Genomic DNA, 19,011 nt, shown 5'->3' with positions numbered 1-19,011 from the left:
TTTTAGAACCAATGAATGTATTAAAAGTAAGGTCCGTGGCCTTGGCGATGTTTTGCGCATGCCTGTCCGTTCCTGTGGCCGGGCAGCTCAGACAGCAAAGTTTTTTGAGTGAGAAATGGGATTTCCGTCTGGATAGGGATGGGGCGGAAGACGTATGGGAGCAAGTGGACGTGCCTCACACGTGGAATGCGAAAGACGGCACGTCACCCGATTATTACAGGGGCGACGGCACGTACCGTTACACCTTGTCCATTTCGCCCGCGATGATGAAAAAACGAATATTTTTGCGTTTCGAGGCGGCGAGCCAGAAGGCAGAAGTGAAAGTCAACGGACGGGAGGTAGGAGAACATGTGGGAGGTTTCAATGCCTTTTGTTTTGAAATCACACCCTACGTGCATGCCGGCGAGAACCTGTTGGAGGTTGCCGTGTCCAACCGTAAGGAGTTGAACATCGCCCCGTTGGAGGGGGACTTCACCGTCTTTGGCGGCATCTACCGGCCTGTCTCGCTCCTCCTATTGCCCAAGACTTGCATCACGCCTTTGGATTATGCTTCTTCCGGGGTATATGTCAGTCAACAGGTCAACGAGCGACGTGCGGACTTGTCGGTAGTCACTAAAGTGGACAACGGACTGAAACGGGTGAAAGAATTGTCCGTGAAGGCGGACGTGTTCGATGCCGCCGGTAAACTGGTGGCGACGGCCACCACCTCCCAAGCCACAGAAGGACAGGCACGGCTCGATTTTACGAACCGGTTGACGGTGGACAACCCCATGTTGTGGGACGGGCGTAAATCACCTTACCTGTACCGTGTCTTCGTGGAGCTGAAACGGGGCAAGGAAGTGTTGGACACCCTGTCGCAGTATGTCGGCCTGAGATCTTTCCGTGTGGACGCTGAAAAAGGTTTCATCCTGAACGGGAAGCCTTATAAGATAAAAGGAGTGAACCGCCATCAGGATCGTCCGGACAAGGGTTGGGCCATCTCTTCGGCCGACCACCGGGAGGACATGTCACTCATCAAGGAAATCGGTGCCAACGGCATCCGGCTGGCACATTATCCGCATTCGGACGAGTTTTACACCCTGTGCGACCGCGAGGGCATGTTGGTCTGGGCCGAGATTCCTTTGGTCGGCAAAGCCTTGGACACCCCGGAATTCACGGAGAACATGAAAACGGAATTGACGGAACTCGTCCGACAGAATTTCAACCACCCTTCCATTTTCTGTTGGAGCTTGTCGAACGAACTGTCCAAGGGCGATGTGAAAGGATTGATTTCGGAACTCAATGACGTGGCGCACCGCGAAGACCCGGGACGGCTGACCGTATTGGCCTCCAATGTGGAGGGGCGGCCGGAAAACACCGTGCCCGACCTTTTGGCGTTCAACACTTATCCCGGTTGGTATTGGGCGGAACCGTCGGAAATGAAACCCACTTTGGAGCGTTGGAACCGTAAGGGCGGTGGAAAGGGCATTGCCGTGAGCGAGTACGGGGCAGGAGCCAACGTGTGGCACCATTGGCAGACGGGAAAGAAGACACCGAAGGCCGATGGGGTGTTCCATCCCGAAGAATGGCAGGCCACGGTGCACGAACAGACTTACGATGCCATCAAGCGCTGCGGTTTCGCGTGGGGTTCTTTCGTCTGGAACATGTTCGATTTTGCCAGTGCGTCGCGCAACGAGGGTGATATGCCGGGGATGAATGACAAAGGTTTGGTCTCTTACGACCGTAAGATACGGAAGGACGCTTTCTACTTTTATCAGTCGGAATGGTCGGAAGAGCCGGTGGTACATATCACTAGCCGGAGGGACGTGGCCCGTCGGGATTCTTTGACAGATGTCAAAGTATATACGAATTGCGAAACCGTCCGCCTGAAAGTGAACGGGAAGGATTGCGGCAGTCCGGAGCGCGACGGAAGCGTTTGCATCTGGAGGAAGGTAGGTTTGAAGCACGGGGAGAACCAAGTGGAGGCTTTCGGGCATCGGGGTGGACAGGAGTTCTCAGACCGTTGCAAATGGGTGCTTTTTTGAATGGGATGAGGCTTCCGGTTGGTAAATGTTGTTTACGGCAGAAAGCCTGAAACCGTTGTGCTGAGATTTGAAAATCGTTCTCAGCACAACGGAAAATCGTTCTGCGCCAAATGATTTTTTATTTGGCGCAGAACGATTCTTCTGATATAAGTAATTGAAAACCAGTATTAATGTGGAAAATATTATATCTTCCTTGTTTTTTACATTTTATTCCATTAGAACCGTAAGGTTGTGAGTCAGTGCAGCAGGTCCTTGAAAGCATGGCCGAAAATCACGTAGCTTGTGTTGTCGGCGATGGTGCCTTCGTTCTGCCCCCAGAGGAATGGCCAATCGTCGTAATTCTCGAAATGGTCGGGGTGCCGGAACAGTACGCCGGGAGCCATGTTGCCTGGGATGAAGGAGAAATCTGCCCGGTTGTTGCCATAGAAGACGGCTTTGGGGCGAGTGGCTCCGACGGTGGCCACGAAAGAATAATTGTGGTAAGGGTGGCAACCGTAAAGCCAGTTGGCCACTTTGAAAGCATAGCTGTTGTCGATGATGTCGGGGAAGTATTTGTTGGCGAAGCAGGCCGAGATACCGAAATCGACAATTCCCCTGTTTCCGGCCCAGTTCCCCCGACCGATGGGCACTCCGTAAGGATTCTCCTGGTCTTGGCTGTCGAGGTATTCTTTGTATTTCTTAACATAAGGTCGGAGCTTTTCTTTGTAAGACGCGTCCATGTAGGGGATGGCTTCCAAGGCCGTCATGATGTTGCGGTTGGAGTTGTGTTCCAGTGCCATCCAGATTCCTTGCGTGAAGTTATCCAAGTATTGTTTTTCGCCGGTAGAGGCGTATAATTGCAGGTTTGTGGCCATGTCGCCGCCGACATTCTGCCTTTTGTCCTTTTGTGATCCTTCCGACATGAGTTCCGTGGCTTCTTTCAATAGTCTTTTGGATTGCTTCAAGGTTCTTTCCGACAAGTCGTCATTGTATCCTTTCAGGGCGCGGCTTGCGGCAGCAAACATGGTGGCCGCCCTGAAGTCCATGCGTGGGTTGCGGCTTGTGAAGGCCCACATGTCGTCCGGTGTGCCACTCGAATTCCCGTCAGCCGATTTTTCGTAGGGAGCCAGGCGGGGGTCGTAGTGCAATCCGTCGGTGATGCTTGCGGCATCTCCTAAATGGTGGTAGTTGTCCAACACGGAGTTGGAGAGTGTCTGCGACATGTGTCCGATGTTCTCGGCCTGTGCCAAGAGGTTCAACACCCCGTGCTCGATGTACTGGATGATGTCTGGTATGCTGTCCGGACGATGGAGGTCCACGTAGCGTTGCTGTTCGCTGACGAACGTTTCGTCACGCAACGGCTTGAAAAGTTCCCATGTCCTGACCAGGTTCTGGACGACGTTGATGTTGGCACCCGTTTCGATGTCAAAGTCACCGGCATCGAAGTACCCCCCTACGTTCAGTCCCGGAATCAGTTCTAATGCCTTATAGCGAGTGTCGGTGGTAGCTCCCTGCCAGTGCATGTCGAAATGGTCGGTGTGGGGCGGTGCCTGCAGGTATCCTTCTTTGAAAGGCTCGCCGTGCCAGACCCGGTAACCTTCGTTGACGGTCATGTGGTTCATGTGTATGGGAATCCATACATCGGTGGTAGCGTCCGTGATGTGGTCGTACACGTTTGGGCTTATGGTGAAGTTGTTGGTCTTTTCGTTGCCGTATTGGATGTAATAGATTCCCGGTTCCTGCACTTCGGAGAAGTCGAACTTGATGTAATTGTATTTGTAATAAGGCCCCCATACGGCAGTTTTCCCTTTGAATACTTCGGCTTCCGTCCCGTCTGCTTTCACTTGCCAGATGGATGCCTGGGGGATGACTTTGTCGTTCTTGTCCAATTCGATGACGGCCTCCTTGGGCTGTGAAGGCAAGTAGCCCACTTGGGAGAAACCGATGTTGGGCTTTCTTATCCATCCTTCGACGGCGTTCGGTTCCACTGTCCATGTCAGCACCTTTCCCGTCTTGCCGGCTGGCAGGATGCTACGGACCACGAACCAACCGTTCTGTGCCAACATGCGCCCGTCGTAGAGGTACAGGCAAGAGTCGGATGTGATTTTCACCATGCGTTCGGGGGTATCGGGTGCGAGTATCATGGTGTGTCCGGAAGATAGGGGCAAGGGTTCCACGAATTGGCCAGTCCCACGGTCGTCGTATGTCTTGTATCCCTTGAACTGCTTTACTTTCTCGGCATTGGGGCGGCAGACAGTGTTGCTCACTGCGTAGCGTGGGAAACGGTCGGGATGCCCGTCCATGAGATAAGCCTTGCCCCAATATTGAGACGGGAGGAACTCAAGGTTTAAGCCGGCATCGCCCTCCAGTTCGTGGGGTAGGGGTTTGTCCAGGTAGACGGATATCTCAACTGCTTTTCCTTTTCCCGTGACCACGACACGCGAATCGAAGTCGTAATCCTCGTAGCGCAGGCCTACTTCAATCAAATTGTCCTCTGCGTTTACTTTCCGTGATGTGGTAGTGGGCACCAAATCCCATTGTTCAGGAGTGTTGGAGAGCCTTATGGCACCGCCTTGTGCAGTGCGTACGCCGTGGTGGATGAGTTCGATGCCGGAGTTCTTTTCGTCGTTGAAGCCTCCGGTGAATTGGTTGCTGTAAACGAGGACATTGACACCTTGGGTCTCGAAGTACTCAAGTTCATTCAGCCTCAAATTCGGGCCACTCACGTGGCTGCAAGCCGTAATCCATAGCACATGGAATGCCAATAATGCTTTTCTCATTTTGTTTTTAGGTATTAAGGTGGATTTGTGTTTCTTTATAAAATAGCGGAAACATGCCACGCTATTTGGGATAAAGATAGTATTTAGAACAATCAATGCCTTGTTCTTATGAGAAGATTTATGCTTTTTTTATTCTTTCTGAAGGGAATTTCCGTTTGGAAAGGAGGATGCAAAAAAGTTCCACCCCGGAATGCTTGCTGCATTCCGGGGTGGAACATATTCATATCCGTTCGCTATAAGTGCGTGCAGGAGAGGGTTATTCCAACACCACCAGGTCCTTGCCTTCCATGACTGATTCGCCTGGCGTGACACAGATTTCCGAGACCCGTCCGGCACGGTCGGACGTGATGTTGTTTTCCATCTTCATGGCATCCAGGATAACCACCGTGTCGCCGCGCTTGATTTCGTCGCCCGGTTTCACCTTCACGTCTACTATCACACCCGGAAGCGGGGCTTTCACGCCATACTTCTTGGGTTTGTCAATTACGGCGGGCACTCCGGCGGGTTTCACTACTACGGGATGATGTGCCGGCTTTTCCGGTTCCGGCATCTTCACCGTGTAGCTTTCGCCGTTCACCGTAACAGTGGCCACATAGTTCTCGATTCCTTCCACGGCCACTTCATAATCGTTGCCGTTGATGTTATATTTGTATGTCTTCATTTGCTATTGTTTGCTTTAAAATTTGTGCTCAGGCAACTGGCGTTGCGTACGAAGTTTGGAGTTCCACTCAGTATCTGCATTTCCCAAAGTCAGGATACCGCTTTCCGGCACATGCATCGTGTAGCCCTGGTATTCGTGCAGGGCCAGTGTGATGGCCGCGTACACTTCATTCTGTTTCTGTTCCATGACAATTTCGTTTTGAAAGGGATTACAGAGGAATATTGCCATGCTTCTTGGCCGGATTGGTCAAGCTCTTGGTTTTCAACTGGGCCAAGGCGCGGATGACACGGAATCGTGTATTGCGCGGTTCGATGACATCGTCGATATAACCGTATTTGGCAGCCTGGTACGGGTTGGTGAAGAGCTTGTTGTATTCGGCTTCTTTTTCGGCCAGGAAAGCTTTCGGGTCCTCAGCTTCCTTCGCGCCTTTGGCATAAAGCACGGCTACGGCACCTTCTGCTCCCATCACGGCAATCTCGGCCGACGGCCAAGCGTAGTTCAAGTCGCCGCGCAACTGTTTGCAGCTCATGACGATGTGCGAACCGCCGTAGCTCTTACGCAGGGTTACCGTCACTTTGGGTACGGTGGCTTCGCCGTAAGCATACAGCAGCTTGGCACCGTGCAGGATGACGGCATTGTACTCTTGTCCCGTCCCCGGCAAGAAGCCCGGCACGTCTACCAACGTGACCAAAGGTATGTTGAAGGCATCGCAGAAACGTACGAAACGTGCGCCCTTGCGGCTGGCATTGCAGTCGAGCACGCCTGCATAGCAGTTCGGTTGGTTGGCCACGATACCCACGCTCTGGCCGTTGAAGCGGGCAAAGCCTACGATGATGTTGCGGGCATAGTCTTTTTGAACCTCGAAAAACTCGCCATTGTCCACGATAGCTCCGATAACTTCGTACATGTCGTATGCTTTGTTCGGGTTGTCCGGAATGATTTCGTTCAGCGCGTCTTCCATGCGGTCGATAGGGTCTGTGCATTCCATGCGCGGAGCTTCCTCCATGTTGTTCTGCGGGATGTAGCTCAACAGCGTGCGGATGGTGGCCAAGCCCTCTTCTTCCGTCTGGGCTGTGAAATGCGTCACTCCGGACTTGGTGGAGTGCACGCTTGCGCCGCCCAAGTCTTCTTGCGACACGTCTTCGCCCGTCACTGTCTTCACCACTTTCGGACCGGTGAGGAACATATAAGAAGTGCCCTCCATCATCAGCGTGAAGTCCGTCAGGGCGGGAGAATAGACCGCACCGCCGGCACAGGGGCCGAAGATACCCGAAATCTGAGGTATCACGCCCGAAGCCATGATGTTACGTTGGAATATCTCGGCAAACCCGCCCAAAGCGTTGATGCCTTCCTGGATACGTGCGCCGCCGGAATCGTTCAGGCCGATGCAGGGTGCGCCCATTTTCATGGCCTGGTCCATGACCTTGCAGATTTTTTCAGCCATCGTTTCCGACAGCGAACCGCCGTTGACGGTGAAGTCCTGTGCGAAAACATAAACCAACCGGCCGTCTATCGTGCCGCTACCGGTCACCACACCGTCGCCCAAGTACTGTTTCTTTTCCATGCCGAAGTTCGTACAGCGGTGCAGTTTGAACATATCCATTTCCTCGAAGCTGCCCGGGTCGAGCAGCATGTCGATGCGTTCGCGAGCCGTGTACTTGCCTTTGGCATGCTGTTTTTCGATGGCTTTCTCGCCGCCTCCCATGCGTGCTTTGGCGCGCAATTCTACTAATTCCTTGATTTTTTCTGTTTGGACACTCATAATCTGTTTTATTTTCTGTTTCAAAAAGAAGGCTTTGAATTTCCCTATCCCTAAAAAAACAAGCCACCAACGGAAGACTTTCATAGAAAGCGGTTCCGCTGGTGGTATCAGGTTCAAGGACGAGCCTTTATATGAAGTTCAATGATTGGATTGAATTTCACTTGGAGTTGTGTTAATGTTCACAAAGTTCGGTCAATACGCCGCATGTCGTTTTCGGATGCAGAAATGCGATTTGCAGTTTTTCCGCTCCGAGACGCGGTGCCTTGTCAATCAGACGGATGCCTTTTTCCTCACATTCAGCCAAGGCGTTGGCCACACCGTCTTCCACACAGAAAGCCACATGATGCACGCCGCGTCCGCCTTTTTCCAGGAACTTGGCGATGGCGCTGTCCGGGCTTGTAGGTTCGAGGAGTTCGATTTTTACTTCGCCCACTTTCAGGAAGGCTGTCTTTACCTTTTGGTCGGCTACCTCTTCCACAGCGTAGCACTTCAGTCCCAATACGTTTTCATAATAAGGCAGTGCGGCTTCGATGCTTTCCACTGCGATACCCAAATGTTCGATATGTGATATCTTCATGACATATAAATTTTAGTTGTTTGCACGTTATTGTGCGTTTACTGACTTGCAAAAGTACGCATTTTGCGGTGAAACAGGAAATAAATTCATGTTTTTTTGGCAGTAGCCGTTCCGGTGGTTATAATTCAATCAGTATACGTGCGTTGATTTGCCGTCCAGTCAGGTAGTTGGGCACGGCGTATTGTTGGTTGGTCACGTCCGTCACCCAATAGTATGAGCTTACGTTGCTGATGTCGAACAGGTTGAAGCAGTCCACGCCTAACCATACGTTGCGCAGGTAGCGGATGAATTTCTTTTGGTTGCGCCCGTCTTCGTTGTCCAACAACCGGTAGCTCATTCCGATGTCCACGCGTTTGTAGGCCGGGGCGCGGAATACCATGCGTTCCAATCCCGTGTGGGGAGGACCGAAAGGAAGTCCGTCGGCAATGCTGGCTTTCAGTGTCATCTTCCATCGCGTCGTACCGGGGAAGAAGTCGCTGAAGAAGAAGTTCAGGTTATAGCGTTGGTCGGTGGCTTGCGGGAAACTCTTGCCGTCCACTTTCTGCTGGGCTTTCATCAGGCTGAAGCTGATCCAGGAATCCGTACCTTCCACGAACTCCCCGAAGATTTTGAAGTCGATGCCTGTGGTGTATCCCGAAGCGATGTTGCCTCCGTAGTATACGATTTTCACGTTGTCCACATTGTAGGGTATCAGGTTGTTCAATGCCTTGTAATAGACTTCCGTGGTGAATTTGAAAGGACGGTTCATGAGCTTGAACTTGTAGTCTCCCCCTAATACGACTTGGAACGAACGCTGCGACTTGATGTCGCGGTTCAGGTGTACTTTGGTGGAGACACCGGTTGTCACAGTGTCTCGTAGTTCCTTGTAGAAAGGAGCCTGGTAATACAGTCCCGTGGCAATGCGGAATGTGAAATCTTCGTTGAAAGACGGGATGATGCCGAGCGAAACACGCGGACTGAACAGCCATTCCTTGTTCCAGCTCCAATAGCTTAACCGTGCCCCGTAATTAAGGGAAAATATGCCGTGTCTGTTAGTAAACCGCCAAGTGTCCTGTCCGAAAAGTTCGAGGCGGTCGCTGCTGATGCGATTGGAGGATTTCAGGTTGTAAATCAGATCCAGACGGTTGCCCGTGTGGGGGATGGAATATCCGGCAGAGTCGCGCATCTCCCATTCGCGTGAGTTCTCTTTGATGATTTCGTGCTTCCATGTGAGTCCGGCCTGTATGTCGTGCCCTTTCGGTTTGTGAGAGAACAGGAGTTTCAGGCTCTTCATGTTGGCATCCAAGTAGTTGCGGGCATGCTCCATGTAGGTGCCTACGCCTAATTGTTCGGTCGTGTTGGTCTCGTCGAGCCAGTATTGCCCTTGGATGTCGTATGTTTCCCTTTCCTTGGTGGCGAATGCCGAAGCCAAAAGGGAAAGCTTTGTGCGGTCGGTAAAGCTATGCGACAGGCTCAGTGTGCCGAATAGTGTACGGAAGAGGTCTTCTTCCTTTCCGTCAAAATATACGCGAAACGACTTGACATCCTGCATTGTGCCGAAATTGGTCTGTCGGTTCGTCGGCAGGAAGTCATATTGGTTTTGGGAGATGTTCCCGATGAAGTCCAGGCTCCATTTCCGGTTGGGCGACCAACTGATATAGGTCTGGTAGTCGAGGAAACGCGGGTTGTATTCTCCTTTGGTTTCCAACGACCCCAACATATATTGGTTAGTCTTGTAACGCACGCCGTGTGTCATACTGAAGTTCTTTTTGGCGTAACCTACATAGAGGCCGGCCCCTAAAAGGCTAGCCGAAACTGAAGTCTCGAATTTCTTGGGCTTCTTATAGGTGATGTCCAAAACAGACGACATCTTATCCCCGTATTTGGCATCGAAACCTCCGGCCGAGAAGTTGATGTTTTCCACCATGTCACTGTTGATGACGCTCAGTCCTTCCTGTTGTCCGGAACTGATAAGTAAGGGGCGGTATACTTCCACTCCATTGATATATACACTGTTTTCATCGAAACTCCCGCCTCTTACGTTGTATTGCGAACTCAACTCATTGTGTGTGCTGACTCCCGCTTGTGTGGCCACCAGTTCCTCTACGGCATTTCCGGTGGTGGAGGGCAGCCGTTTCAGGTTTTCGGCATTCAAGTGTTGGGTGGAATTCATTTGTCGCCGTACTTCCTTTACCGTTACTTCACCCATGTCGATACTTTGGGTTTGCATGGTGATGTTGAGCCGTAAACTACCTTTGGGACGGACCAGTGTTTTTTTCTTGGTTACGTAACCTATCATGCTGAACGACACGGTCACGGTGTCGGCAGTGGAGAATTCCAGTTGGTAACGTCCTTGCAGGTCTGTGGTAGTACCTGCCGCCTGGCCGGCCACTTTTACTACGGCAAAAAGTACCGGGTTTTGTTCATCGTCGATGACCCTTCCCGACAGTTTTACTTTGTCTTGGGCGGCCACTTGCAAGGCCATAAGGGTCAGCAGGAAAAGGCAGGATATGGATTTGAAAAGTCTTGTCTTCACTTCGTTGTCTGTCTACTTACACTTTTTAAATAACGCAAAAATACGCTTTTTTGTATAAAGAACCGTCGATTTATTTGGTGAAACTGTCGATTCCGTCTGGATTTCTTTTCTTCGTAATAGGGAAATCATGTATCTTTGCGCAGTGACATGATAATAAATATAGGATAAGGAAATGGAAAAGTTTAGCGAGCTGATTCGCATCCGTCGTAGCATGCGGAAGTTTACGGAAGAAGAGTTGACCCAAGACGAGGTGGTGGCATTGTTGCGTGCGGCGTTGATATCCCCTTCTTCCAAGGGAGTGTGTCCTTGGGAGTTCGTGGTTGTGGACAATAAGGATTTGTTGCAACAATTGGCGCATTGCAAGGAGCACGGAGCCGAGTTGATAGAAGGTGCTCCCTTGGCGGTGGTCATCTTGGCCAATCCGACGCAGAGCGACGTGTGGGTGGAAGACGCTTCGGTGGCTACGACCATGATGCTGTTGCAGGCTGAAGATTTGGGTCTGGGTGCTTGTTGGGTACAGATCCGGAACCGTACAATGGCGGATGGAAAACCTGCGGAGGAGATGGTGCGGGCCATTCTGCATGTCCCGGAGCATTTAAGGGTGCTTTCCATCGTGGCTGTGGGCCATAAGGGAATGGAACGCAAACCGTTTAATGAAGACCGGTTGCAGTGGGAAAAAGTGCATATCAATACCTTTGACGCGCCGGAAGAATGAAAATTGTCTGGATTGGTGCCGGAAATTTGGCCACGCGGTTGGGACTGGCTCTGCACGGTGCAGGCCATGAAACGTTGCAGGTCTTCAGCCGTACGATGGCTTCCGCTGAAGCTTTGGCCGTACGTTTGGGATGTCCGGCGACGGATGACCTTGATGCCGTGGTGCCGGGTGCGGATGTGTATATCTTCTCCGTGAAAGATGGAGTGTTAGAGGGCTTGGTGTCCCGTATCGCTCCCCGGATAGGAGATGCCTTGTGCCTGCATACGGCCGGGAGCATGCCGATGGATGTTTTCCGTGGACATGTCCGGCGTTATGGCGTGTTATATCCCATGCAGACGTTTTCTAAAGATTGTCCGGTGGATTTCAAGGAGATTCCGGTTTTTGTGGAAGCATCCGCCTCCGACTCGCTTGCACAGACGGAACAGTTGGCGCGTTCTGTTTCGGACAGGGTGGAGGAGATGAGTACGGAAAGACGCCGCTGTCTCCATTTGGCGGCAGTATTTGCTTGCAATTTTGTGAATCATTGTTACGCTTTGGCTGCGGACTTGTTGGGGCGGGACGACATACCGTTCGATGTAATGTGGCCTTTGATAGACGAGACGGCGCGGAAGGTACATCGTCTTCCGCCCGTGGAGGCGCAAACGGGGCCGGCCGTGCGCTATGACCGGAATGTGATAGAACGTCAATGTGCCATGCTCGATGGAGAGCCTGAATGGAAAGCAATCTATGAAATGATGAGCCGGAGCATCCATGCTCTGGCCTTGAGGAATGAAGCGGAAAGGAAGGAAATAAATGATTAATTACGAATTAAAAAAGATAAAGGCGTTGGTTTTCGACGTGGACGGCGTGCTGAGTGCCGAGACCATCACCTTGCATCCCGGAGGGGAGCCGATGCGTTCGGTCAATATCAAAGACGGGTATGCCTTGCAGTTGGCTGTCAAGTCGGGCTTGCATGTGGCCATTATCACCGGTGGGCGTACCGAATCGGTGCGTAAACGGTATGAGGGACTGGGCATTCCGGACGTGCATTTGGGATGTGCCGTGAAGATAAAGACGTACGAAGCCTTTTTGGATCGTTATGGATTGCGGGACGAGGAAGTGCTTTACATGGGTGATGATATCCCCGATTATGAAGTCATGCAGCGTTGCGGCTGTCCTTGTGCGCCGGCCGACGCAGCTCCGGAAATCAAGGCTTTGGCGGTTTATATCTCCCATTTGAAAGGAGGATATGGATGCGGGCGCGACGTGATAGAACAGGTATTGAAGGCGCAAGGATTGTGGCTGAAGGATGAAAAGGCTTTTGGTTGGTAGTAAAACAATGGAGAATATGTTGGAGAACTTGAAGAAATACCGTCTGGTCTTGGCCAGCAATTCCCCGCGCCGTAAAGAGCTTTTGGCGGGGTTGGATGTGGATTATGAAGTGAGAGTGTTGCCAGGCATCGACGAGTCTTATCCGGACTGGTTGTCGGGGGAAGAAATCCCGCAGTACATTTCCCGCAAGAAAGCGGAAGCGTATGAAGCTATTATGCAGCCGGACGAGTTGATTATCACGGCTGACACGATAGTCTGGACGGACGGGAAGGTTTTGGGCAAGCCGAAAGACGAGGCCGAAGCCAAGGACATGTTGCGCCGCCTGTCTGGACGTACGCATCAGGTAATTACCGGGGTGACATTGGTAACAGTTGGTAAGAAAAAGACTTTTGCGACGGTCAGTGAAGTGACTTTCGACGAGTTGTCGGATGAAGAAATAGAGTATTATGTGGCGCACTACCGTCCGATGGATAAAGCCGGGGCATACGGCATTCAGGAGTGGATAGGCTATGTGGGAGTATCTTCCCTCAGCGGTTCTTATTTTAATGTCATGGGGCTGCCGGTGCAGCGTTTATATAAGGAATTAAAAACATTATAAAGATAAAGAGACGAATGGAAATGAAATCTTTGATGCGTCTGGCATGCTTGGGTGCGGTGGCCATGGCCTTTGTTGCTTGTGAAGAAGACAAGCATATTTGTACTTTGCCGTCATTTGCCGGTTTCCGTATTGAGCCTACGGTTTGGAATGCAGGGGACTCGGTCACGATTACTGCAGTACAGCAAAGTTTGGGAGATTTGTTGTATAAGGCTGAATACCATTGGAGTGTGGAATGTACGGATACGACTTTCACAAAAGATTATAATGTGGTGTATGACGCAGATAAATCCAACCCATACATCGGTATCCGGCTTCCGGACGATTTTCGCAGCAGGATGGCTAAAATAAATTTCAGCGTCCAGTATAGTTATTCGGCTACGGCTCCGCAATCGGCACCGAGTGGCTCCAATAGCGGACAATCAGGCCTTTACGGTAGTATTACGACTACGGCTGCCAGTCAACTTTATGGTACGGGGCGTGGCTCATACACTCTTTCTTGGTGACAGCCCGGTGGAAAGGATTTGATTTTAGATAGCGATGGAAAGGATTTTATTCGTTTGCCTCGGAAATATCTGCCGGTCTCCGGCTGCCGAAGAAGTCATGCGGAAGTTGGTGAGTGATGCCGGTTTGGAGCATGAGTTCTTCTTGGATTCCGCCGGTTTGATAGACTATCATGAAGGGGAACCCGCCGATGCCCGTATGCGGGCACACGCTGCCCGCCGGGGGTATCATATCACCCATCTCTCGCGCCCGGTGCGGTATGATGATTTCTTTGATTTCGATTGGATCGTAGGAATGGACGACTGTAATATCAGTAAGTTGAAGTCTTTGGCACCCGGATTGGAAGAAGAAAAGAAAGTCGTGCGCATGACGGACTATTGTCGGCTGAAAGTAGTAGACCATGTGCCCGACCCTTACTATGGAGGCGACAGCGGATTCGAGAATGTGCTCGACATACTGGAAGATGCCTGTGCCGGTTTGTTGGATACGTTGCGTGGTGCCCGTTAGCGGGTATGCAACGTGTCCCACATCCGTTTGTAATCTTCGGCCAGTCCTCCTTCTCCTGTTTCTTTGTATAGGGAAGGTAGGTCATGGCCGGTTTTTTTCATAACTTCTACCACTTTGTCGAACGACACTTGGTGTGCCCCGTCAGTCAGCATGGCATACGAATTGGCATCCATGGCACGGGCGGCGGCATAGGCATTGCGCTCGATGCAGGGGATTTGCACCAAACCGCAAACGGGGTCGCAGGTCAGTCCCAAATGGTGTTCCAATCCCATTTCGGCTGCATATTCGATTTGTGCCGGTGTGCCTCCGAACAACTGGGCTGCGGCCGCAGCCGCCATGGCACAAGCTACGCCCACTTCGCCCTGACATCCTACTTCGGCACCCGATATGGAAGCATTGTTTTTTACGATGTTGCCAAACAGGCCGGCCGTGGCCAAAGCCTTGAGGATACGTTGGTCGCTGATGTGCCGAGATACGGAGAGGTGGTATAACACAGACGGCAGCACTCCGCACGAGCCGCAGGTGGGGGCTGTGACTATTTTTCCGCCTCCGGCATTCTCTTCGCTCACGGCAAGGGCGTATGCGAAAAGCAGTCCGCGGGTACGCATGGAATGTTGGTAGCCGTCGGCACGGACATAATAAGACGTAGCCTTCCTTCTCAATCCCAATGGGCCGGGCAACACGCCTTCGTGTTCCAGTCCGTTCCGTACGGCCTGTTGCATGGTGTTCCACACTTCTTCCAGATAATCCCAGATGTCTTTTCCCTCGCATTCCTCCACGTATTCCCAATAACTTTTTCCGGTGTGCATGCACCAGGCCAGGATTTCTGTGGCAGAGTTCATCGGGTATATTTCTTCAAACGTCAGGTTTTGTTTTCCCTCTTCACCCAGTGCTCCTCCACCGATGCTGAACACGGTCCAATCTTCCGTGATGTGCCCTTCTGGGTCGAATCCTTGGAACTTCATACCGTTCGGATGGTAGGGAAGGAAAGTTTTCGGCTTCCAGGTGATAGTAGTCCGTGGTTCGTCCAATACGTCGAGAATCGCTTTGTCCGTCATGTGTCCTTTTCCCGTAGCGGCCAGACTGCCGTAAAGGGTTACTTCGAAACGTATGGCCTTCGAGTTACGTTCCAAAAAGAGGGTGGCGGCTTTGCGCGGAGCCATGGTATGACTGCTCGACGGTCCGTAGCCGATACGGTATAGTTCTTTCAGAGTTATCATTGTAAGCGTTGTTTTTGTCTGCAAAGGTAGGGGAAAATCCCATATTATTTATTACTTTTGCCTGTATTTTAAAATGAAATGGATATGTTGACAGCTACGCGTAGGGAATGGAACGAATTATATGTGTTTTTCAACTTGTTGGCTCAGGGGGAGGTAGTCTTGGGTAACGAGGAGGGGCTACCTTCCGGCCGTGTGTTGCCTATTTTTCGGGTGACGCGGCAGGAGCATGACGGAGAGCGTCGTTATACGATGGAAGAGACCGACATCCATGTAGAAGGGGAACAGATGGACGAACGTTTTCCGCGTGAAGACTTCGGCACAGTGGCATCCATGATTCTCGATGCGCTGAAACGGGATCGGAACGAAGAGGTGGAGGCACCCGAAGGGGTAGAAGGTTTCCTCGACGCACTGAAGATTTATGATATGGAAGCCCGGACAGACGACCGTACCGATTTCTACATTACTTTTCATGATGACAGTTTCCCGCCCGTGGGATTCCGCATCTATTCACGTCTTTGTGCCATGGTGCCCTTGTTGGACGGTGGGCGGACGGCCAATCTGAAATTCGAGCAGGGAGGCATTCGTTTTTCCCAACCGGCGGTCAACAAAATCAATTATACGGAAGACCCGGACAATCCGAACGAGGTGGCGCGCCGTATGCTTTACATCGAGAGCATGGGCGGTGTGTTGAAATATAATGACGTGGCCGATAAAGTGTTCCGCAGTAACCTTTGCTTGATAGACCTCAACTTCTCCCGTGTGTTGGCCGAGATGGTGCGTTTGATGCATTTGGACAACATAAGCCGGGTGGACGAACTGACGGCACTTATAGAAGACCGGAACCCGCTGAAAATAAAGGAGGAATTGATCCGCAAGCACGGGTATTATCGTCATAAGATGAAAGAGTTCCTTTTGGCCGTGGCTTTGGGCTTGCGTCCGGCCAAGCAGTATGACGGTACGGATTCGGCTGTGGCGGGATTCGTGATGGTGGATGCGGAGGGACGTATGGTGGCCTATCGTAAGACGGAGCGTCAGGTCTTTGCCGATTTCCTGTTCACGCATACCCGTTTGGAGAAAGGGCATCCGGAAAAGGACAAGTACGGTTATTTGGAGCGTGAAAACCGTGCCTACTATTTGAAGTTGAACCTAAAGATAGGTTTTGTGAAGAAATGAAGATCAATCATGTGGCTATGTATGTGAGGGATTTGGAGGCGGTAAAGGATTTCTTTGTGCGTTTTTTCGATGCCGTTTCTAATGAAATGTACCATAATCCCCGGACAGGCTTGAAGAGTTATTTCCTTTCTTTCGAGGATGGAGCCAAATTGGAAATCATGTCTCGTCCGGATATGACGGAGGGGACAAAAGAACTTTGCCAGATTGGATATATCCATTTGGCATTCAGTGTAGGGAGTAAGGCACAAGTGGATAGGTTGACTTCCTCTCTGCAGGTTCAAGGATATGCCGTGTTAAGTGGGCCGCGTTTTACAGGCGATGGTTTTTATGAGAGTTGCGTGTTAGGACCGGAAGGTAATCAGATAGAGATTACGGAGTGATGCGATGTTCTCCGGATACCTTTTTAAAGGTCAGAATTCCCAATGAGTTCGAGAATCTGTATACCCTTTCCTTGGTTTTTGCAAAAACTCTGGGGTGGGAGTTGCGCCTAACTTCCATGCCTTCCATTGGGCTTTGTTCCTTTTTTAGTCCTTGAAATCGTTTTTGAAGTGAGTGACATTCTCTAATTTTTGGGGAATGCCGGACAAATCGTACTGGTCAATCTTCCGTCCTCCGATATGCAGTTGCTTTATCGTCAGTTCTTCGATGTCAGAGAAGATGGCAGAAGGTTCCGTTATGGGTTTTGCGAAATAAAGATTCTGCAACACCACTTTACGTATTGATGTGTGGTTGTCTTTAGAGGCCGGGATTAAAGCCCATGCCTTTGAAGCCGTCCAGAAAGAGCAGTTCTTGATTACCAGTTCGCCTTTCGCCGGCAAATCGGTTTTGTCGTAGAATTGGATTCTGATGTTTCCGCCCGCTTTTCTTCCTGCGATGGAATGGAAATTATCAAAGTAATAACCTTTTATGTTTTTTTCGCTTGAATTGTCCTGAGGTTTGCCAATCAGGACATTTCCTCCGATACGTATGCAATGGGCTGTGCGTGTCCATCCGATGGCATTGTGGACACGGATATTTTCCGATCCGCCGTCGCGGCTCCATTTCATCCGGTCTTTGTTGTAAACACCTGCTGCAGCAAACGTGTGGCGTATTTCTGCCGGATTCTCGTTTGTGTTCACGAGATTGACGGAAGGGGTTTCCCGATAGGTACGTATTGGAAATTCGTTAGAAGGGTTATAATGGCCGGTTGCGAATGTATCGTCATTTCCCAACGTAATGGAACCGTTGACAGTGATGTTCTTTCCACTTGACAGGTTGAGTCCGTCTATCCACCCGTGGTTATAAGGCGACAATCCTTTGATGTTGTTCAGCTCGATGTCCGTGGCATCATGTGTTTCCCAATTCCATTGTTGGCTGTCACGTATATATGTATCATTAAATGTGATATGGTTTGATTTCTTTATGACTGCACCTCCTTGGTGGGGAGTGTTCCGTGCATCCTTCCTGTCCATGGCGAAAGTAAAGCAGCCTTGCCCGTCGTGCATGCCACGGCCGGAAATGGTCACATAAGAGGAATTGGCGATGTAAATGGCAGGCTCATTAGATTCCCGGCATTCCTTCAAACGGTTAATCATAAGCGCGTTTTCATCAGTGTAAACGAAAAGGGGTTTTCCTCCGTTTTTACGGTCGCCGTTCCAGTTGATGATGCGCAGTCCTGACCATAGGTAAGTTCCGGCCGGAATGTATAGCGTGTTGAGTTCCGGTGTGTTCTTGATTACTTCCAATGCCGCTTGCAGGGCATCCGAAACGTCATTCCGGCTTCTTTTTCTCATATTCGGAAACGCGACAATCCGGTCTGTATAGGGGACGAACACCCCCTTTTCGTAATTCCACGTGAACATTCTCCCGTCATTCAGGCTAGCGTCCGTGATGCTTCCCGCAGGCCGGCATACTTGTCCGGATGTCTCCGTAATAGGGTTTTCCTTTAAATAGTTCTTTGCGAACTTCTTAAAATCAAGAACGTTGGGAGCTTTCGGCAAAGGGTGTTCGGTCAAGTCTTCCAAAGGATCGTTTATCAACGTAAGTTGCGGATTGGAAGTAGAAGCGTCCTGTGGGTCATTACCGTTGATGATGACTATGGCGTAGGGTAGTTCTTTGGCCATTTCGAATGTGACACTCCTTTTGTCAGGGCTGATTTTCAGCTTTTCTTGCGGATAGAAGCGTACAGGATGGATGGTTACGCTGTTGATTTCGTTTTCTCCTTTCACATTGACTTCGATTTCGGGAGTCCGGCTGTTCGTGGCAAAACGGGCGACATCCATGTTGTGGCCTTGATTGCCAAAACCAGTATTGTCATAGCGGATTGCAGCAACTTTGGTATCTGCCACTTTTACATTAAAGCGTGCAGAGGCTACATCGTTTCTTACATGCGAAGGATAGGCTTCTCCGCCAAGGCCTGTTTCTGGAATGACAAACGGAGCGTATGGATGAACCGTTATGTTTTTGGGCTTTGCACAGATGGTTTGCCCTGTGAGTATGAATACAAACATCATCCACATGATGCTTACCGTTTTCTTTCTAATCATGACTTTCTTCATATTTTTAAATATCTGTTATTCAATGACTCTTTCATGTTTCCGCTGCAAAGGTATGGACTTATTTTGGAAGTGTATGGGACATTTTTTTCCAAATGATGGGACAAATCAACGTGAGTATGTATTATCTGTTTCCGATTTCCACACAACGGGT

Annotated in this window: 17 protein-coding genes; 9 read left to right on the top strand and 8 right to left on the bottom strand. The window is 50.7% G+C overall.

What is annotated here, in order from left to right; all coding sequences use genetic code 11:
* Positions 1–11: 11 nt before the first annotated feature.
* A complete protein-coding gene (locus HMPREF9442_RS04845) occupies positions 12–2,024 on the top strand; it encodes a glycoside hydrolase family 2 protein (RefSeq protein WP_040602654.1) in 2,013 nt (670 codons plus the stop codon).
* A gap of 236 nt (positions 2,025–2,260) precedes the next feature.
* On the opposite strand, the gene HMPREF9442_RS04840 is transcribed toward HMPREF9442_RS04845, so the two are convergent.
* The 6 genes from HMPREF9442_RS04840 to HMPREF9442_RS04820 form a co-directional block, all read right to left on the bottom strand.
* Positions 2,261–4,783, bottom strand: coding sequence for a cellulase N-terminal Ig-like domain-containing protein (locus HMPREF9442_RS04840; RefSeq protein WP_008625971.1), 2,523 nt, complete (start codon positions 4,781–4,783; stop codon positions 2,261–2,263).
* Positions 4,784–5,039: 256 nt separating this feature from the next.
* Positions 5,040–5,444 (bottom strand): biotin/lipoyl-containing protein, encoded by a 405-nt coding sequence (locus tag HMPREF9442_RS04835; protein ID WP_008625957.1) that lies wholly within the window; start codon positions 5,442–5,444, stop codon positions 5,040–5,042.
* Between the two features lie 15 nt (positions 5,445–5,459).
* The gene (locus HMPREF9442_RS16395; protein WP_172604615.1) at positions 5,460–5,630 is read right to left on the bottom strand and encodes a hypothetical protein; all 171 of its coding nucleotides are present in this window, start codon (positions 5,628–5,630) and stop codon (positions 5,460–5,462) included.
* Positions 5,631–5,652: 22 nt separating this feature from the next.
* A complete protein-coding gene (locus HMPREF9442_RS04830) occupies positions 5,653–7,206 on the bottom strand; it encodes an acyl-CoA carboxylase subunit beta (protein ID WP_040602653.1) in 1,554 nt (517 codons plus the stop codon).
* 172 nt (positions 7,207–7,378) lie between these two features.
* Complete coding sequence (gene mce, locus HMPREF9442_RS04825; RefSeq protein ID WP_008625944.1) at positions 7,379–7,783, bottom strand: methylmalonyl-CoA epimerase; 405 nt, start codon at positions 7,781–7,783, stop codon at positions 7,379–7,381.
* Positions 7,784–7,901: 118 nt separating this feature from the next.
* Positions 7,902–10,247 (bottom strand): TonB-dependent receptor, encoded by a 2,346-nt coding sequence (locus tag HMPREF9442_RS04820; protein ID WP_008625942.1) that lies wholly within the window; start codon positions 10,245–10,247, stop codon positions 7,902–7,904.
* A gap of 223 nt (positions 10,248–10,470) precedes the next feature.
* On the opposite strand from HMPREF9442_RS04820, the gene HMPREF9442_RS04815 reads away from it, so the two are divergent.
* From HMPREF9442_RS04815 to HMPREF9442_RS04790, 6 genes are read left to right on the top strand one after another with little or no spacing between them, the layout of a single operon-like run.
* Positions 10,471–11,013 carry a nitroreductase family protein gene (locus tag HMPREF9442_RS04815; RefSeq protein WP_008625936.1) on the top strand — a complete coding sequence of 181 codons (543 nt, stop codon included), beginning with the start codon at positions 10,471–10,473 and terminating at the stop codon, positions 11,011–11,013.
* Positions 11,010–11,813, top strand: a complete 804-nt coding sequence (locus tag HMPREF9442_RS04810; protein WP_008625935.1) for a Rossmann-like and DUF2520 domain-containing protein — start codon at positions 11,010–11,012, stop codon at positions 11,811–11,813. The genes HMPREF9442_RS04815 and HMPREF9442_RS04810 overlap by 4 nt, the downstream gene beginning before the upstream one ends.
* A complete protein-coding gene (locus HMPREF9442_RS04805) occupies positions 11,806–12,324 on the top strand; it encodes a KdsC family phosphatase (protein WP_008625934.1) in 519 nt (172 codons plus the stop codon). The genes HMPREF9442_RS04810 and HMPREF9442_RS04805 overlap by 8 nt, the downstream gene beginning before the upstream one ends.
* A 16-nt stretch (positions 12,325–12,340) precedes the next feature.
* Positions 12,341–12,922, top strand: a complete 582-nt coding sequence (locus HMPREF9442_RS04800) for a Maf-like protein (protein WP_040602652.1) — start codon at positions 12,341–12,343, stop codon at positions 12,920–12,922.
* A 14-nt stretch (positions 12,923–12,936) separates the two neighbouring features.
* The gene (locus HMPREF9442_RS04795) at positions 12,937–13,425 is read left to right on the top strand and encodes a hypothetical protein (RefSeq protein ID WP_008625930.1); all 489 of its coding nucleotides are present in this window, start codon (positions 12,937–12,939) and stop codon (positions 13,423–13,425) included.
* Positions 13,426–13,459: 34 nt separating this feature from the next.
* A complete protein-coding gene (locus HMPREF9442_RS04790) occupies positions 13,460–13,930 on the top strand; it encodes a low molecular weight protein-tyrosine-phosphatase (protein ID WP_008625928.1) in 471 nt (156 codons plus the stop codon).
* Here HMPREF9442_RS04790 and HMPREF9442_RS04785 read toward each other — a convergent pair.
* Positions 13,927–15,150, bottom strand: coding sequence for an L-serine ammonia-lyase (locus HMPREF9442_RS04785; RefSeq protein ID WP_008625927.1), 1,224 nt, complete (start codon positions 15,148–15,150; stop codon positions 13,927–13,929). The genes HMPREF9442_RS04790 and HMPREF9442_RS04785 overlap by 4 nt on opposite strands.
* 78 nt (positions 15,151–15,228) lie before the next feature.
* Between HMPREF9442_RS04785 and HMPREF9442_RS04780 the strand changes: the two genes are divergently transcribed.
* Both HMPREF9442_RS04780 and HMPREF9442_RS04775 read left to right on the top strand, forming a co-directional pair.
* Positions 15,229–16,323, top strand: coding sequence for an HpaII family restriction endonuclease (locus tag HMPREF9442_RS04780; protein WP_008625925.1), 1,095 nt, complete (start codon positions 15,229–15,231; stop codon positions 16,321–16,323).
* On the top strand, positions 16,320–16,703 hold the full coding sequence (locus tag HMPREF9442_RS04775) for a VOC family protein (RefSeq protein WP_008625919.1): 384 nt from the start codon (positions 16,320–16,322) through the stop codon (positions 16,701–16,703). The genes HMPREF9442_RS04780 and HMPREF9442_RS04775 overlap by 4 nt, the downstream gene beginning before the upstream one ends.
* Positions 16,704–16,847: 144 nt before the next feature.
* Here the strand turns inward: HMPREF9442_RS04775 and HMPREF9442_RS04770 are convergent, their stop codons facing one another.
* A complete protein-coding gene (locus HMPREF9442_RS04770; protein ID WP_253271027.1) occupies positions 16,848–18,848 on the bottom strand; it encodes a glycosyl hydrolase family 28 protein in 2,001 nt (666 codons plus the stop codon).
* Between the last annotated feature and the right edge of the window lie 163 nt (positions 18,849–19,011).

The organism is Paraprevotella xylaniphila YIT 11841 (genome assembly GCF_000205165.1).
GTDB lineage: Bacteria > Bacteroidota > Bacteroidia > Bacteroidales > Bacteroidaceae > Paraprevotella > Paraprevotella xylaniphila.
This window is presented reverse-complemented; position numbering and strand designations above follow the sequence as displayed.

What these genes read in the sequence shown, in the direction of transcription:
- HMPREF9442_RS04845 (WP_040602654.1), top strand. Translation starts at nt 12, where the DNA reads ATGAATGTATTAAAAGTAAGGTCCGTGGCCTTGGCGATGTTTTGCGCA.
- HMPREF9442_RS04840 (WP_008625971.1), bottom strand. Translation starts at nt 4,783, where the DNA reads ATGAGAAAAGCATTATTGGCATTCCATGTGCTATGGATTACGGCTTGC.
- HMPREF9442_RS04835 (WP_008625957.1), bottom strand. Translation starts at nt 5,444, where the DNA reads ATGAAGACATACAAATATAACATCAACGGCAACGATTATGAAGTGGCC.
- HMPREF9442_RS16395 (WP_172604615.1), bottom strand. Translation starts at nt 5,630, where the DNA reads ATGGAACAGAAACAGAATGAAGTGTACGCGGCCATCACACTGGCCCTG.
- HMPREF9442_RS04830 (WP_040602653.1), bottom strand. Translation starts at nt 7,206, where the DNA reads ATGAGTGTCCAAACAGAAAAAATCAAGGAATTAGTAGAATTGCGCGCC.
- mce (WP_008625944.1), bottom strand. Translation starts at nt 7,783, where the DNA reads ATGAAGATATCACATATCGAACATTTGGGTATCGCAGTGGAAAGCATC.
- HMPREF9442_RS04820 (WP_008625942.1), bottom strand. Translation starts at nt 10,247, where the DNA reads ATGGCCTTGCAAGTGGCCGCCCAAGACAAAGTAAAACTGTCGGGAAGG.
- HMPREF9442_RS04815 (WP_008625936.1), top strand. Translation starts at nt 10,471, where the DNA reads ATGGAAAAGTTTAGCGAGCTGATTCGCATCCGTCGTAGCATGCGGAAG.
- HMPREF9442_RS04810 (WP_008625935.1), top strand. Translation starts at nt 11,010, where the DNA reads ATGAAAATTGTCTGGATTGGTGCCGGAAATTTGGCCACGCGGTTGGGA.
- HMPREF9442_RS04805 (WP_008625934.1), top strand. Translation starts at nt 11,806, where the DNA reads ATGATTAATTACGAATTAAAAAAGATAAAGGCGTTGGTTTTCGACGTG.
- HMPREF9442_RS04800 (WP_040602652.1), top strand. Translation starts at nt 12,341, where the DNA reads ATGTTGGAGAACTTGAAGAAATACCGTCTGGTCTTGGCCAGCAATTCC.
- HMPREF9442_RS04795 (WP_008625930.1), top strand. Translation starts at nt 12,937, where the DNA reads ATGGAAATGAAATCTTTGATGCGTCTGGCATGCTTGGGTGCGGTGGCC.
- HMPREF9442_RS04790 (WP_008625928.1), top strand. Translation starts at nt 13,460, where the DNA reads ATGGAAAGGATTTTATTCGTTTGCCTCGGAAATATCTGCCGGTCTCCG.
- HMPREF9442_RS04785 (WP_008625927.1), bottom strand. Translation starts at nt 15,150, where the DNA reads ATGATAACTCTGAAAGAACTATACCGTATCGGCTACGGACCGTCGAGC.
- HMPREF9442_RS04780 (WP_008625925.1), top strand. Translation starts at nt 15,229, where the DNA reads ATGGATATGTTGACAGCTACGCGTAGGGAATGGAACGAATTATATGTG.
- HMPREF9442_RS04775 (WP_008625919.1), top strand. Translation starts at nt 16,320, where the DNA reads ATGAAGATCAATCATGTGGCTATGTATGTGAGGGATTTGGAGGCGGTA.
- HMPREF9442_RS04770 (WP_253271027.1), bottom strand. Translation starts at nt 18,848, where the DNA reads ATGATTAGAAAGAAAACGGTAAGCATCATGTGGATGATGTTTGTATTC.